15 protein-coding genes are annotated in these 14,108 nt (G+C 67.5%); 6 read left to right on the top strand and 9 right to left on the bottom strand.

The window, feature by feature from the left end; all coding sequences use genetic code 11:
* Positions 1 to 170: 170 nt before the first annotated feature.
* Positions 171 to 1,736 (top strand): S8 family serine peptidase, encoded by a 1,566-nt coding sequence (locus tag ACFPQ5_RS10425; RefSeq protein WP_379754606.1) that lies wholly within the window; start codon positions 171 to 173, stop codon positions 1,734 to 1,736.
* Between the two features lie 108 nt (positions 1,737 to 1,844).
* Positions 1,845 to 2,513 carry a glutathione S-transferase family protein gene (locus tag ACFPQ5_RS10420; protein ID WP_379754603.1) on the top strand — a complete coding sequence of 223 codons (669 nt, stop codon included), beginning with the start codon at positions 1,845 to 1,847 and terminating at the stop codon, positions 2,511 to 2,513.
* Between the two features lie 7 nt (positions 2,514 to 2,520).
* On the opposite strand, the gene ACFPQ5_RS10415 is transcribed toward ACFPQ5_RS10420, so the two are convergent.
* Positions 2,521 to 3,240, bottom strand: coding sequence for a siderophore-interacting protein (locus ACFPQ5_RS10415; RefSeq protein ID WP_379754600.1), 720 nt, complete (start codon positions 3,238 to 3,240; stop codon positions 2,521 to 2,523).
* 36 nt (positions 3,241 to 3,276) lie between these two features.
* Between ACFPQ5_RS10415 and ACFPQ5_RS10410 the strand changes: the two genes are divergently transcribed.
* The gene (locus ACFPQ5_RS10410; RefSeq protein WP_379754597.1) at positions 3,277 to 3,765 is read left to right on the top strand and encodes a MarR family winged helix-turn-helix transcriptional regulator; all 489 of its coding nucleotides are present in this window, start codon (positions 3,277 to 3,279) and stop codon (positions 3,763 to 3,765) included.
* Between the two features lies 1 nt (position 3,766).
* Here ACFPQ5_RS10410 and ACFPQ5_RS10405 read toward each other — a convergent pair whose 3' ends face one another.
* The 5 genes from ACFPQ5_RS10405 to ACFPQ5_RS10385 all read right to left on the bottom strand — a co-directional run bounded on the left by ACFPQ5_RS10405 (position 3,767) and on the right by ACFPQ5_RS10385 (position 7,760).
* Positions 3,767 to 4,144: a c-type cytochrome gene (locus ACFPQ5_RS10405; RefSeq protein ID WP_379754594.1), complete on the bottom strand. Its 378-nt coding sequence runs from the start codon at positions 4,142 to 4,144 to the stop codon at positions 3,767 to 3,769.
* A complete protein-coding gene (locus ACFPQ5_RS10400) occupies positions 4,141 to 4,779 on the bottom strand; it encodes a TetR/AcrR family transcriptional regulator (RefSeq protein WP_379754591.1) in 639 nt (212 codons plus the stop codon). Before ACFPQ5_RS10400 ends, ACFPQ5_RS10405 begins: the two co-directional genes overlap by 4 nt.
* Positions 4,780 to 4,786: 7 nt before the next feature.
* Positions 4,787 to 5,272: a hypothetical protein gene (locus tag ACFPQ5_RS10395; protein WP_379754588.1), complete on the bottom strand. Its 486-nt coding sequence runs from the start codon at positions 5,270 to 5,272 to the stop codon at positions 4,787 to 4,789.
* Between the two features lie 76 nt (positions 5,273 to 5,348).
* Complete coding sequence (gene leuA / locus ACFPQ5_RS10390; protein WP_379754585.1) at positions 5,349 to 7,022, bottom strand: 2-isopropylmalate synthase; 1,674 nt, start codon at positions 7,020 to 7,022, stop codon at positions 5,349 to 5,351.
* 387 nt (positions 7,023 to 7,409) lie between these two features.
* The gene (locus ACFPQ5_RS10385; RefSeq protein WP_379754582.1) at positions 7,410 to 7,760 is read right to left on the bottom strand and encodes a hypothetical protein; all 351 of its coding nucleotides are present in this window, start codon (positions 7,758 to 7,760) and stop codon (positions 7,410 to 7,412) included.
* Between the two features lie 138 nt (positions 7,761 to 7,898).
* Here ACFPQ5_RS10385 and ACFPQ5_RS10380 point away from each other — a divergent pair, with 138 nt between their 5' ends.
* On the top strand, positions 7,899 to 8,411 hold the full coding sequence (locus ACFPQ5_RS10380; RefSeq protein ID WP_379754579.1) for a GNAT family N-acetyltransferase: 513 nt from the start codon (positions 7,899 to 7,901) through the stop codon (positions 8,409 to 8,411).
* A gap of 90 nt (positions 8,412 to 8,501) precedes the next feature.
* A complete protein-coding gene (locus ACFPQ5_RS10375; protein ID WP_379754576.1) occupies positions 8,502 to 9,629 on the top strand; it encodes a branched-chain amino acid ABC transporter substrate-binding protein in 1,128 nt (375 codons plus the stop codon).
* On the opposite strand, the gene ACFPQ5_RS10370 is transcribed toward ACFPQ5_RS10375, so the two are convergent.
* On the bottom strand, positions 9,630 to 10,703 hold the full coding sequence (locus tag ACFPQ5_RS10370; RefSeq protein WP_379754573.1) for a serine hydrolase domain-containing protein: 1,074 nt from the start codon (positions 10,701 to 10,703) through the stop codon (positions 9,630 to 9,632).
* A gap of 205 nt (positions 10,704 to 10,908) precedes the next feature.
* On the opposite strand from ACFPQ5_RS10370, the gene ACFPQ5_RS10365 reads away from it, so the two are divergent.
* Positions 10,909 to 13,008 (top strand): putative bifunctional diguanylate cyclase/phosphodiesterase, encoded by a 2,100-nt coding sequence (locus tag ACFPQ5_RS10365; protein WP_379754570.1) that lies wholly within the window; start codon positions 10,909 to 10,911, stop codon positions 13,006 to 13,008.
* Positions 13,009 to 13,012: 4 nt separating this feature from the next.
* On the opposite strand, the gene ACFPQ5_RS10360 is transcribed toward ACFPQ5_RS10365, so the two are convergent.
* The gene (locus tag ACFPQ5_RS10360; protein ID WP_379754567.1) at positions 13,013 to 13,519 is read right to left on the bottom strand and encodes an ankyrin repeat domain-containing protein; all 507 of its coding nucleotides are present in this window, start codon (positions 13,517 to 13,519) and stop codon (positions 13,013 to 13,015) included.
* Complete coding sequence (locus ACFPQ5_RS10355) at positions 13,516 to 14,088, bottom strand: M23 family metallopeptidase (RefSeq protein ID WP_379754564.1); 573 nt, start codon at positions 14,086 to 14,088, stop codon at positions 13,516 to 13,518. The genes ACFPQ5_RS10360 and ACFPQ5_RS10355 overlap by 4 nt, the downstream gene beginning before the upstream one ends.
* Positions 14,089 to 14,108: the final 20 nt, after the last annotated feature.

The raw sequence follows: 14,108 nt of genomic DNA, 5'->3' as shown, positions 1-14,108 counted from the left end.
ACATTACTGACTGCCGAGTCTGTTTTCGTTCACACAATAGACGAGTTGTTTACCAACGCCTGAGTTTTCCAAATACACTTGATCAATCACATTCCTACAAATGTGAGCGGAGAACACGCCCCGCAGCGGCCAGGCGGGCGACATCATAAGTATTCATACGGAGAAGACTCATGGCACGTCACCACACTCGCGCATCGCAATCCCTCAGCATCTGCCTGGCCGCCCTGGTGGCCGCCGGCGTCTTCGGCAGCGCCCAGGCCGCCGCCCCCGACACGACCCGCGTCATCGTGGCCTTCAAACCCGGCGCGAAAGCGGCGGTGAGGGGCGTCGTCAGCGCGGCCAAGGGCGCGGTCAAGCACGAGATCTTCGGCATGGACGCGATGGCGATCGAGGTGCCTGCGGTTGCCCTGAAAGGTCTCGAGAACAATCCGAACGTGGAGTACATCGAGGAAGACGTGCTGCGCAAGCCCTTCGCGCTGACCACGCCGTCGACCGGCACGCCCTATGCCAGCGGCCAGCTGGTCCCCTACGGCATCAAGCTGGTCCAGGCCGACCAGTTGTCCGACAGCGCCGCCGCCAACCGCAAGGTCTGCATCATCGACTCCGGCTACGACCGCGGCCATGAAGACTTGTCAGGCAATCCCGTCACCGGCGAATACGACGCCGGCACCGGCTGGTGGTACACCGACGAGAACCACCACGGCACCCACGTCGCCGGCACCATCGCCGCGATCAACAACAGCGGCACGGGCGTGGTCGGCGTCAACGCGAACAAGCAGCTCAAGCTGCACATCGTGAAGGTGTTCGGCGCCGACGGCTGGGCGTATTCGTCGACGCTGGCCTCGGCCGCCAACAAGTGCGGCGCGGCGGGCGCCAACGTGATCTCGATGTCGCTGGGCGGCGGGCGCAAGAGCACGACCGAGCAGAAGGCCTTCGATGGGCTGTACGCGAAGGGCGTACTGAGCGTCGCCGCGGCCGGCAACGACGGCAACCGCGTGGTGTCCTATCCGGCCGGTTATGCCAGCGTCGTCATGGTCGGCGCGCTCGACGAGAACAAGCAGTGGGCCGACTTCTCGCAATACAACAGCAAGGTCGAACTCTCCGGCCCCGGCGTCAGCGTGCTCTCCACCGTGCCGACCGGCGCCGGCATCGACGCCGCGCTGGCCGTGGGCGGAACCAACTATGCGGCCGGCGCGATGGAAGGCTCGCCCCTGAAAACGGCCACCGCGCCGCTGGCCGACTTCGGCCTCGGCGACAAGGTCAATACCGCCGTCTCGGGCAAGGTCTGCCTGATCCAGCGCGGCACGATCGACTTCGCGGTCAAGGTGCAGAACTGCCAGAGCAGCGGCGGCGTCGGCGCGGTCGTCTACAACAACGTGGCCGGCGCCTACGGCGGCACCCTGGGCACCACCGTCACCGGCATCCCGTCGGTCACGGCCTCGGACACCGACGGCGCGGCGATGAAGGCCAAGCTGGGCCAGAGCGCCACGCTCACCGTCAAGGCCAGCAACTATGCCTATTACGACGGCACCTCGATGGCGACGCCGCACGTCTCGGCCGTCGCCGCGCTGGTGTGGAGCTACTTCCCGACCTGTACGGCGGCCCAGCTGCGTACATCGCTGGACAACAGCGCGCTCGACCTGGGCACGGCCGGCCGCGACACCAAGTACGGTTACGGGCTGGTGCAGGCCAAGGCCGCCTATGACCGTATCAAGTCGCTGGGCTGCGGCAAGTAATACGCCAACACCCTCGGGAGCAGGGAAAGGGACGCTGCGGCGTCCTTTTTTCTTGACGCCCGCATGGTATAAACCGTTTCGTACCGAGCCATCCACGAGGCCTGCCCGATGATCACCCTGTACCACTGCGTCGCCGCGCGTTCCTTCCGCCCGCTCTGGGCCCTGGAAGAACTTGGCCTCGCCTATGACGTGAAGATGCTGCCGTTCCCGCCGCGCGCCCTCGACCGAAGCTACCTGAGCGTGAACCCGCTGGGCACCGTGCCGGGATTCTTCGACGGCGAGGTCCGCATGACGGAGTCGAGCGCGATCTGCCAGTACCTGGCGGTGCGCTACGGCGATGGCCGCTTCGAGATCGCCCCGAGCGAGCCGGAATACGGCGCCTACCTGAACTGGCTGCACTTCGGCGAGGCGACACTGACCTTCCCGCAGACCCTGATCCTGCGCTACGGCCGCTTCGAAGCGCCCGAGCGCCGTTCGCCGCAGGTGGTGAGCGACTACACGCGCTGGTTCCTCGGCCGGCTGCGAAAGCTGGAACCCGTGCTCGAGGGCCGCGCGGCGCTCTGCGGCGAGCGCTTCACGATGGCCGACGTCTCGGTCGGCTATGCATTGCTGCTGGCGGAGTATCTCGGCCTGGCCGGCGACTTCCCGCCTGCGGTGGCGCGCTATCTGGCCGGGTTGAAGGAAAGGCCCGCGTTCCGGCGCGCGCAGGCGGCGGAAGAAGCGGCGGCGCGCGCGCAGGGCGTCAGCACGCAGCCGGCGCCGCTGACGTTGCCTTGAGTCCTGCCTACTCCAGGTTCTCGTGGTGACCGGCGGCGCCGCGCTTCCAGTAGGCCGACACCCGCATCGCTTCTTTCGGCAGCACCTTGTCGATTGCCAGCACCTCGCGCAGGCGCTTCATGGCCTGCGCTTCGCCGGCGGCCCAGGCAAAGCCTTCGCCGGGCGGCAGCGCCAAAGCGCGCACGGCCTCGGGCAGGGCCTCGCCGTCTTCGATCCAGTGCAACTCGGCCGTGCCGGGGAAGGGCAGGCGGTCGCCCTCGGGCGCGGCGGCGACCACGATCGTGCGCGCGCTTGCCGGCAGTTCTTCCAGACGCCGGCGCATGGCCGGCAGCGCGCTGAGGTCGCCCACCAGCAGGTGCCAGTCGTAGTCGAGCGGGACGATCATCGAGCCGCGCGGGCCGCCGATCACGGCCCGGTCGCCTGGTTGCGCCTGGCGGGCCCAGTTCGCGCAAGCGCCGTCGCCATGCAGCGCGAACTCGATCGTCAGTTCGCGGGCTTGTGCGTCGAAGCGGCGCGGCGTATAGTCGCGCCGCACCTCTTCGCCCTCGGGCGCCGTGAACATGAATTTCACGTGGTCGTCGAAGGAGAGCGAGAGGAAGCCGCTCAGCGATTCGGCGTGGAAGGTGATCGCCGCGAAGTGCTCGCCGAGCGGCTCGACGCGCGTAACGGTCACCTCGCGCCGATGCAGCTCGTGGCGTACGCGCCGGATGGTTCGTGCTTGTTCCATCGTGATTCCTGAATTTGGTTGATAATGTCTCCTATTATGAAAAAACCCGTTGATAAAGTCAACCAAAACCCTGCGCCCTCGGCCCAGGACGTGTTCGAGGCCATCCATTCGATCATGCATCTCTACCGTGCGCGCCAGATGCGCACGCCCGCCGATACCGGTGCCAATGCGGAGCCCGAGCTGACCCACATGGAAGGCAAAGTGCTGGGATTCTTCGCCCGCAATCCGGATGCGACCCTGAGCGACCTGGTGGCGCATTCGGGCCGCGACAAGGCGCAGCTGACGCGCCTGATCCGCGCGCTGCGCGACAGGGAATTATTGGAAGCGCGCGCCGACGCGGCGGACAAGCGCAGCACCCGCCTGCGTTTATCGAGCGGCGGCGAGGCCCTGCACGCATTGCGGCACCGGCAGGGCGCTGCGGCGGCCGAGGCGGCGCTGGCGGGCCTGCCTGACGCCGAGCGCGAACAGCTGGCGGTCTTGCTGGAACGGGTGCGCGCCAACCTCGACGCGGCGGATCAAGAATGAGTCAGCGCGCCGGCGCCGCGGGAATGCTGCGCAGGTAAGCCAGCAGGTCGCCGACCTGCTTCGCATCGCTCATGCCCCAGAAGCGCATCTTCGTGCCCGGCACCAGGCCGCCGGGCGAATCGAGGAAGGCGGCGAGCGTCTTGTCGTTCCAGACGATGCCGGACTTCGCCATGGCCGGCGAGTAGCGGAAATCCGGCGTGCTGCCGGCGCGCCGGCCATTGAGGGCATTGAGTTGCGGACCGAAGCCGGCGCGCGCCGACGGGCCGACCGCGTGGCAGGAGGCGCAGCGCAAGGCGAACAGGCGCTGGCCGTTGGCCAGGTCGGCGGCGCCGGCGCCGAAGGGCGCGCAGGCGAGGAGGAAGAGGGCGATGGTTTTCATGGAGCGCCGTTTGTCGAAAGGGCGCGCATGTCGGATGAAGGCGCCCAGGCGCGCAGGAAGGTGGCGACCGCGAAGTGCGCGTCCTCTTCGACCTGGCCCGGACCCGGTCCGGCGCCCTGGTCGAACAGCACGCGTTCGAACCAGGGCGCTTCCAGCAGGGCTTTGAATTGCAGGGCGGCGCCGTGCGCGTCGCCGCGCAGCAGCCGGCCCGCATCCATCTGCGCGCGCAGGCAGGCCGCCAGCGCGCCGTTGATGCGCGCCGCCCCGAGGTCGCGCCAGCGCGCATCGAGTTCGATGCGTCCGGCCGTGGCCACCAGCACGCGGCGCAGTGTGCACACGGAGGCCGAGAGCGCAAAGGAGAGATAGGCGCCGGCGACGCGTTCGAGCAGGGCATCGATCTGCGCAGCAGGCGCGCCGAGTGCAGCCTGCACCGCGCCGACGCCGCGCTCCGCCGCTTCCTCGAGCAGCGCCGCCAGCATTGTCTCTTTCGATGCGAAGTAGCCGTACACCGTGGTCTTCGAAAAACCGGTACGCGCGCCGATGTCGGACATCGAGCAGCGCTCGTAGCCCGACTCCTGGAAGACCTCGGCGGCCGCGGCCAGGATCGCGCCGCGCCGCGCTTCGGTTTTCTTCATCGCGCCCTTACTGGACGCGCTTCACGCGTGCCGTGCTGTTGTGGCCGACGATCTGCAGGAAGTAGGCGCCGAGCAGGCCGCGCGAGACTTCGGCCTTCGGGTTGCTCAGTGCCGGCAGGACGGCGTCGCCCTCGATCACGCGCCAGACCTGGCCGTTGGCCAGGGTGATGCGCGAGCCGACCGACCAGCCGTCGATCTTGCCGGCCACCGTACTCTGGATCGTGTCGGCTTGCGCTTCCTGCTTTTTCTGCACCACGGGATTCAGGCCGAAGCGCTGCTCGGGCGTGGCCGCGACCGCCGGCGCGGCAATGGGTGCCGTAGCGGGTGCCGTAGCGGGTGCGGCTGCAAGCGCGGGCGCGGCGCCGACCGGCATCGCGTCGTAGCAGGCGAGGCGGCTTGCGGCGTCCGGCAGGGCGCGGCATTTCAGGACGGCGGCGTCGTCGGCGAGGGCGGCGCCGGACACGAACAACAGCAGGGACAGGGCTTGTTTCATCGGCGGGTTCCAGAAAAAGGCGTGCCGCGTCGGGGATGCGCGGCTTCGCCGATTATACCCATGTCCCGGGCCGCGATCAGGCCGCCATGGCAGGGGCCGCGGCCAGCTGGCGGTTCACGGCCGAGAGCACGGCCTTGAACGAGGCGGTGACGATGTTGCTGTCGATGCCGGCGCCGAACAGGGTCGGCCCGTTCCCGACGCGCAGCTCGACATAGCAGGCGGCGCGCGCGTTCGCGCCCGAGCCGATCGCGTGCTCGTGGTAGTCCATCAGGCGTACGTCCAGGCCGAGGGCGTTCACGAAAGCGTCGATCGGGCCGTTGCCGCTGCCGCGCAGCGCGCGCTGCACTTTGCCGTCGATGGCACTGACTTCGACCTGCACCGCTTCGCCCGCCGCCGTGTTCTCGCTCATGCGGTGGGAACAATAGCGGTAGGGCGCATCCTGCTCCAGGTATTCGCGCGCGAACAGCGCGTGGATGTCGCCGGCGGCGATTTCGCGGCCGCTGCTGTCGGCCAGCTGCTGCACCACGCGCGAGAATTCGATCTGCAGGCGCCGCGGCAGCTGCAGGCCGTATTCCTGCTCCAGCAGGTAGGCCATGCCGCCCTTGCCGGACTGGCTGTTCACGCGAATGACGGCGTCGTAGCTGCGGCCCAGATCGGCCGGATCGATCGGCAGGTAGGGCACTTCCCAGAGGCCGTCCTTCGGCTGCACGGCGAAGCCTTTCTTGATCGCGTCCTGGTGCGAACCCGAGAAGGCCGTGAAGACCAGGTCGCCCGCATACGGATGGCGCGGATGCACCGGCAGCTGGTTGCACTCCTCGACCAGCTGGCGCACGCTGTCGATGTCGGAAAAGTCCAGCCCCGGGTGCACGCCCTGGGTGTAGAGGTTCAGGGCCAGCGTGACCAGATCGACGTTGCCCGTGCGCTCGCCGTTCCCGAACAGGCAGCCCTCGACGCGGTCGGCGCCGGCCAGCACGGCCAGTTCGGCCGCGGCCACCGCCGTGCCGCGGTCGTTGTGCGGGTGGACGCTGATGACGAGCGAGTCGCGGCGCTCCAGGTGGCGGCACATCCATTCGATCTGGTCGGCATACACGTTGGGCGTGCTCGCCTCGACCGTGGAGGGCAGGTTGACGATCATCGGGTTCGCCGGGGTCGGTTGCCAGACGGCGCTGACGGCGTCGACGATGCGCTTCGAGAAGTCGAGCTCCGTGGTCGAGAAGGACTCGGGCGAATATTCGAGGCCCCACTGCGTCTGCGGATGCTGGGCGACGAGCTCCTTGATCAGGCGCGTGCCGTTCACGGCGATCTGCACGATTTCATCCTGCTCCATGCCGAACACGACGCGGCGGAATACGGGGGCCACCGAATTGTAGATGTGGACGATGGCGCGCTTCGCGCCGGCGGCCGATTCGACGGTGCGGCGGATCAGTTCTTCGCGCGCCTGGGTCAGGACGATGATGGTGACATCTTCGGGAATGCGGTCTTCCTCGACCAGCATGCGCACGAAATCGAAGTCGGTCTGGGAGGCGGAAGGGAAACCGACTTCGATTTCCTTCACGCCGATTTTCACCAGCATCTCGAAGAAGCGCAGCTTTTTCTCGGGGCTCATCGGCTCGATCAGCGCCTGGTTACCGTCGCGCAGGTCGGTGCTCATCCAGATCGGCGGGCGCGTGATGGTGTTAGCCGGCCACTGGCGGTTTTCGAGCGCGACGGCGGGGAAAGGACGGTATTTGGCGGATGGATTGGTGATCATGTTCGTACTCCTGCTAAAGCTGAAAGGGCCGAAAAGGGCGGGAGTGGCGAAGGCTGCCGGACGGGCCACGAGACGCTAGGCCCGGCAACCGATCGCTAGTTTTAGCAGTAGACGAACGTAAGCACGCGCCGCAACGGGCAGCGAAGGGAAAATCGAGATGGAGTGCGAGAATTCGAACATCTGTGCAAACTTCCTGTGACTACTTTAAACACCGGCGGGGCCGGAACGCGAGGGGAAATCAGGCGCGTAGTAGTAGCGCCGGCGCTAGGAGGCCGGTTAGCGGTAGGACAGTCGACAGATGCAGTTGGGAGGTCATTGACTTGACTCTAAAGGCGAAGATGCAGGCCTGTCAAGCGTTAATTTGTGCACTGCAGTGAAGCCGATCCTTCAGGGTTGCTGCGGCTGCGTCAGGAAGATCCAGGCCACCGCAATGACCACCGTGCCGGTGGCCGTGATGCAGGTCCAGGTGTAGAACCAGGCCGACAGCAGGGTCGCCTGCAGTGCCCGTTCGACGAGGAAGCCGAGCGCGAAATCGAGCACGGTGAGGAAGGACCAGCGGCGCATGTAGACCGGCAGGTACTTGCTCATGCGGCGGTTGTGCTGGGTCGCGGCATGGCGTTCGATGGCCGTGCGCGCGCCGCCGACGTCCTGGAACAGCCAGTCGAAAAAGATGAAGCGGTAGAGCAGGGTGCGAAAGCGCAGCTCGGCGCCGGCGCCCCTTGGGTGCTCGCTGGTCATGGAACTCCTTCGAACGGCGCGCTGCGCCGTGTGCTTCGTTCCAGTATGCCGCAAGCCGCCGCGGCGCCGCGCACGGACCCGCTGGGCAGCCAGGCCGTGCTCGGTTAGGATGGCGCCTTTGCCCCAGCCGTTCGGTGTATGTCCCACCTTTCTCCCGTCACGCTGCGTCGCATAGACGCAGCCGACCTCGACGCCATCCTGCGCGTGCAGGCGGCCTGCTATCCGCCCACGATGCAGGAGCCGGCGGCGGTCGTGGCAACGCGTATCAAACAGGCCGCCGACACCTCGACTGTCGCAGTGCACCAGAATGGTGCGATCCTGGCCTATGCGTTCGCCTACCGCAGCCGCATGGGTGCGGTGACGCCGCTGGACGCCGGCTTCGATGTCGATCCGGAAGGCGATACGCTTTATCTGCACGACCTGGCCGTGGCGCCGGAAGCTGCGGGCAAGGGCCTCGCCAAACGTCTCGCGGCCCAACTGCTGACGCAGGCACGCGACGCCCGATTGGCCTGGTCCGCGCTGGTCTCGGTACAGGACTCGCGCGGCTTCTGGGAAGGCCTGGGCTACCGCGCCGCCAACTGCGTCCAGAAGGATGCCCTTGCGAGCTATCCAGGTCCGGCGCTGTACATGCTGCGGCCCACCGCGGCCTAGGGCGGCGCCGCACGTGGCCTGCTCATCCTTGCTATCATGCCCGTTTCGGCGCCGCGACCGTGTGCGGCGTCCGCTATCGTCGAGGAATGCATGAAGAAGACCCTGTTCGCGCTCGCCGCGCTCTCCATCACCGGTCTGGCATCGAGCCAGGAAGTCGTCCGGATCGGCCACTCGGCCGCCGTGACCGGTCCGGTCGCGTATTTTGGCAAGGACACCGAGAACGGCGCCCGCATGGCGGTCGAAGCCCTGAACGCGCGCGGCGTCAGCATCAGGGGCAAGAAGGTGAAGTTCGAACTGGTGGCCGAGGACGACGGCGGCGATCCGAAGCAGGCGACCAGCGTGGCCCAGAAACTGGTCGATGCGCGCGTCAATGGCGTGGTCGGCCACGAGACCTCGGGCACCACGATTCCCGCCTCGAAGATCTACCACCAGGCCGGCATCCCGCAGATCTCGCCGTCCAGCACCAGCCCGAAATACACCCAGCAAGGTTTTAACACCGCCTTCCGCGTGGTGGCCAACGACATCCAGCTGGGCCGCGCGCTCGGCCATTACGCCGTCAAGGACATGGGCGCCAAGCGCGTCGCCGTGATCGACGACCGCACCGCCTACGGCCAGGGCCTGGCCACCGAATTCGGCAAGAGCCTGCAGCAGCAGGGCGCCCAGGTGGTGGCGCGCGAGTTCACGCACGACAAGGCGACCGACTTCAACGCGATTCTGACCAAGATCCGCGCAACGAAACCGGACCTGGTCTTCTTCGGCGGCATGAGCGCCGTGGCCGGCCCCATGCTGCGCCAGATGAAGCAGCTCGGCCTGAACGTCAAGATGATGGGCGGCGACGGCATCTGCTCGGACGAGATCCATAAACTCTCGGGCGGCGCCATGGCGGATGGCCAGGTGTTCTGCGCCGAGGCGGGCGGCGTCGATGCAGCCGGCCGCGCAGGCCTAGATAAATTCCGCGCCGATTACAAGAAGCGTTTCGGCATCGACGTCCAGATCAACGCGCCGTATGCCTACGACGCCGTGATGACGATGGCGGACGCAATGGTGAAAGCCGGTTCGACCGCGCCGGCCCAGTACCTGCCGGCGCTGGCGAAGATCCAGTACAAGGGCGTGACCGGTCCGATCGCTTTCGATGCGCGCGGCGACATCCGTGACGGCACCATCACTCTCTACACCTTCAAGGGCGGGCGCCGCACGGTGCTGGCCGTCACCAAGTAATCACTTGTCGAAGCCTTCGAGCAGGGCCAGGGCGATCCTGGCCTGCTCGGACTGCGCCATGTCCGTGTTGTTCAGCAGGACCACGGCGCGCCCGTCCGCCGGCGCGTAGGCGAGCAGGGTCTTGTAGCCGCCGCTGACGCCGCTTTCCCAGGCCAGCGCCCGGTTCTTCACCTGTTTTACCCGTCCGCCCAGCGCATACTCTTCCGGTGCGTGCTGCACCGTCAGCAGCTCGCGGCGCGCCGCCGCGCCCAGCAAGCCGCCGTAGACCGTGTCCGCCATCCTCACCAGGTCGTTGGCCGTGCTGTAGATGGTGCCGGCGGCCGCGGCCATCGGCGGCGAGGGCACCATCTTGCGTGCCTTGCGGTCGGCCGCGTAGCCGATGGCCATGCGCGGCAGGCCCGGCGTTGCGGCATCGGCAAAGCCGGTATCGCGCACGCCCGCAGGCTCGAACACCAGGCGCGTGACGACGCGCATGAAGGGCTCGCCGGTAGCGCGCTCGACCACGCCGGCCACCAGCAGCCAGTTGATGCTGGCATAGTCGAACTTCGTTCCGGGCGTGAAGCCGAGCGGACCGGCGCCGAAGCGCAGCGCGGCTTCCAGCGGCGTAATCGTCAGGCTGCCGGTCCCGGGATCGCGCTTCAGGGCCAGGTTCAGTCCGTTCTCGATGCCGCTCGTGTTCGACAGCAGGTGGCGCAGCGTCACCGCACGGCTGGCGGCAGGCAGTTCCGGCAGCCAGGTCGTCACGGGTTCGTCGAGCGCCAGCTTGCCCTGTTCCACCAGGCGCAGCACCGCCACGGCCGTGATCCACTTCGAGACCGAGCCGATCATGAAGCGCGTATCGGCGCTGACCGCGGCAGGCGTCTCGAATTGCGCGCTGCCCCAGGTCCGGACGACTGGCGCCGCCGAGCGGCTCGCGCGCACCAGCACGACGCCGTTGTAGTCGGCCGGCACCGTGGCGGCGAGGAGCTCGGGCGTACGGTCCTGGACGGGCAGCCCGGCGCAGGCGGAAAGCGCGGCCAGCAGGGCCAGCGACAGGCAGCGCCGGCGCAGCGAGGCGAAGGAAATGCGGGGCATGGGCATCCTGAAAGTTTGGGAAGGCAATAGAGTAGCGTAAATATCTTGCCAATGCTGCAAGTCATTCACGCTTGTGGCGGCTTTGCAGCGTTTTGCGTCCGCGTCGTATGGATGTGCCGAAATGGACGCCAGTGGCGCTACACTGGCGGCTGCGCATGCGTCTGGGATGGACGGCAGGCGCGCCCAGCGCTGGAGGACGTGCAGGATGAAGAAACCGCAGGCCCCGCAGGAGGAACCGGCCGCCGCCGAGGCTGACGGCGTCGATCCGGTGCAGCTGCAGAACCTGTGGACCCTGGTCGACAACCTGGACATCCTGTTCTACGTGAAGGACAAGAAAGGGCGCTACCTGTTCGTCAACAAGGCGCTGGCGGCCGTTTTCGGGACCGACCCGGCCCGCGTGATCGGCAAGACCGATGCGCGCTTCGTCGACGTGGCCGCTTCCGGCATCGCCGCCACGGATTACCAGGCCCTGTCCAGCGGCGAGAAAGTCGACGCCGAGGAAGTGGTCTGCCTGCGCGACGGCAGCTGCCGCACTTTCCGCACTGTGAAGATTCCCCTGTTCGACCCGGCGGGCCGGGTGCGCGGCCTGTGCGGGATCTCGACCGACATCACCGACCAGCGCCGCGCGGTGGACGAACTCATCGAGCGCAACGAGCTGCTCAACACCATCCTGCAGAACGTCGACGCGGCGATCTACCTGAAGGACCAGCAGGGCCGCTACATCTACGCCAACGGCCCGGTGCTGGCCCTGTACGCGCGCGCGCTGCCCGACCTGATCGGGCGCACCGACCGCGAGCTGATGCCGCCCGAGATCGCCGCACGCGTGGCCGAGTACGATGCCGAGGTGCTGGCCGGCGCGGGCGACGAGGTGCGCGAGGAAACCATCATCGGCGCCGACGGCTGCAAGCACCATTTCAGGTCGCGCAAGGTGGCCCTGCAGCTGCCCGGCCATCCGGTCTGCCTGATCGGCTTCTCGACCGAGATCACCGAGCTGCGCGGCCTGAGGAAGCGCCTCGAGCACGAACGGATCACCGATTCGCTCACGGGCCTGGCCAACCGCGGCATGTTCGAGTCCTCGCTGGAGGAGCAGCTCGTGATGGCGGCGCTGCACGGCACCCGGCTGGCAGTGGTCATCATCGACTTCGACGGTTTCAAGTACATCAACAACAACTACGGCCAGGGCATCGGCGACCAGCTGATCCAGGTGGTCGGCCAGCGCCTCCAGCAGTGCAACGTGGCGCTGGGCAGCCTCGCGCGCCTGTCGGGCGACGAATTCGCCTTCACGCTGCCGCGCGCGGCCACGATCGAGGAAGTCGCGCGCCAGCTCGAACAGATCCGGGCTTTTCTGGCCCAGCCCTACACGCTGCTGCGCGAGCCCCTGCACCTGACCTTCAGCGCCGGCATCAGCCTGTCGAACGCCAGCCAGTACAGTGCATCCGAACTGCTCGGGCGCGCCGAGGCGGCCATGTACTCGGCCAAGGACAACGGACGCGACCAGTACCGCTTCTATTCGCCGGAACTGGGCACGACGGTGGCGCGCCGGGTCGAACTCGAACGCGATTTGCGCGCGGCCATGGGCAGCAGCGAATTCGCCTTGCACTACCAGCCGAAGATGCGGCGCGACGGCAGCATCGCCGGCTTCGAAGCGCTCATCCGCTGGAACCGGCCCGGCGTCGGCCTGGTCGCGCCCGATAACTTCATTCCGCTGGCCGAGCAGCTCGGTCTCCTGCTGCACCTGGGGCGCTGGGTGATCGAACAGGCCTGCCGCCAGATCGCCGCCTGGCGCGATGCGGGCCTCGGCACGATACCCGTCGCGGTCAACCTCTCGACCAGCCAGCTGACCAGCGCGGCGCTGCCCGACTACGTGTTCGACCTGATGCGCGAGCACCGCATCGACCCCGGCTGCCTGGAAATGGAGCTGACCGAATCGATGATGATGTCGGACCCGGACCTGGCGATCGCCATCCTGCACCGCCTGCGCAGCGGCGGCGTGGCGTTGTCGATCGACGACTTCGGCACGGGTTTTTCGTCGATGTCCTACCTGCGCCAGCTGCCGGTGAACTACCTGAAGCTGGACCGCTCGTTCGTGCGCAACGTGGCGGTGGACGAGAAGGACGCCGACCTCTGCGCTGGCATCATGGCGCTGGCCCACAAACTCGACATGCACGTGGTGGCCGAGGGCGTGGAAACCCTCGAGCAGCACGAAACCCTGGCCGCCTGCGACTGCGACCTGTTCCAGGGCTTCCTGTTCAGCCAGCCGATGTCGGCCCAGGTGGCGACCGAATTTCTACGTAGCCGGCACTGAACGTTCAGCGTGGATCGAGGAGCTTGTTGAGGAAATCGACGGCCTCGACCGCGCCCATCTTCGCCGCCGCTTCGCGGATCGGGATGCCGGCCGCATCGACGGCGCGCGGATCGGCGCCGTGTTCGATCAGCTGGCGCATCATCTCGACACGGTTGAACATCGCTGCGATCATGAGGGCCGTCTTGCCGTTCGGTCCGGCCGCATCGACCGCCGCGCCGCGTTCCAGCAGCAGGGAGACGACGGCCGCGTCGCCCTTGAAGGCGGCGCCCGCAAGCGGCGTCTGGCCGGCGTCGTTCAGCAGTTCCGGATCGGCGCCATGGTCGAGCAGCACGCGCGCCGTCTCCAGGTGGCCGTGGTAGCAGGCCAGCATCAGCAAGCTGTCGCCGCGCTCGTTGCGCAGGTTGGCCGGCAGGCCCTGCGCCAGCAGTTCCGCCAGCGGCGCCGTCTCGCCCGTCCGGGCATACTGAAACACGCGCCGCGCAAATTCCAGGGTATCGTCATCCAGCTTCATCGTCTCTCCATTCGATGCGCATTCATACGCACGCTGTCGTACGCGTGGATGGCTGCGACCCGCAACATCGGATACGGATTGATCGCCCCACCCACCTCGTAAATCCCGTAATGCAAATGCGGCGGCGTCCCCTTCGCATTCCCCGTCGTCCCCACATACCCGAGCACCGTCCCCGCCCGCACGCGCTGCCCCTTGTCGATATCCGCATACCGGTCCAGGTGCGCATAATAATGCCGCTGCCCGCCCGGCCCCAGTACCCACACGACCTGGCCGCCGAGCCGGTTGGTCCCGACGCGCAGCACGATGCCCTCGGTCGCGGCCAGCACCGCCGTGCCGCGTTTCGCGAAGATGTCGATGCCCTCGTGCTTGCGCCCTTCGCTGCGCGCCCCATGCCAGGTGTCGCGCAGCTGGCGCGGCGCGACGCCGCGCACGGGCACCGGCAGCGCGGCCGGCACCGGCATCGCCGCCAGGCGCATTGCGTACAGCATCTGCTTGATATAGGGGCCGAGCAGCGCGTAGCCGCCCAGCAGCAGGACGGCGAGGAGGGCGCCGCGGATCAGGATGCGCATGGGAAGTCGCCTCGACGCCG

Source organism: Massilia suwonensis (assembly GCF_042655665.1).
GTDB classification, from domain to species: domain Bacteria; phylum Pseudomonadota; class Gammaproteobacteria; order Burkholderiales; family Burkholderiaceae_D; genus Telluria; species Telluria suwonensis.
This window is presented reverse-complemented; position numbering and strand designations above follow the sequence as displayed.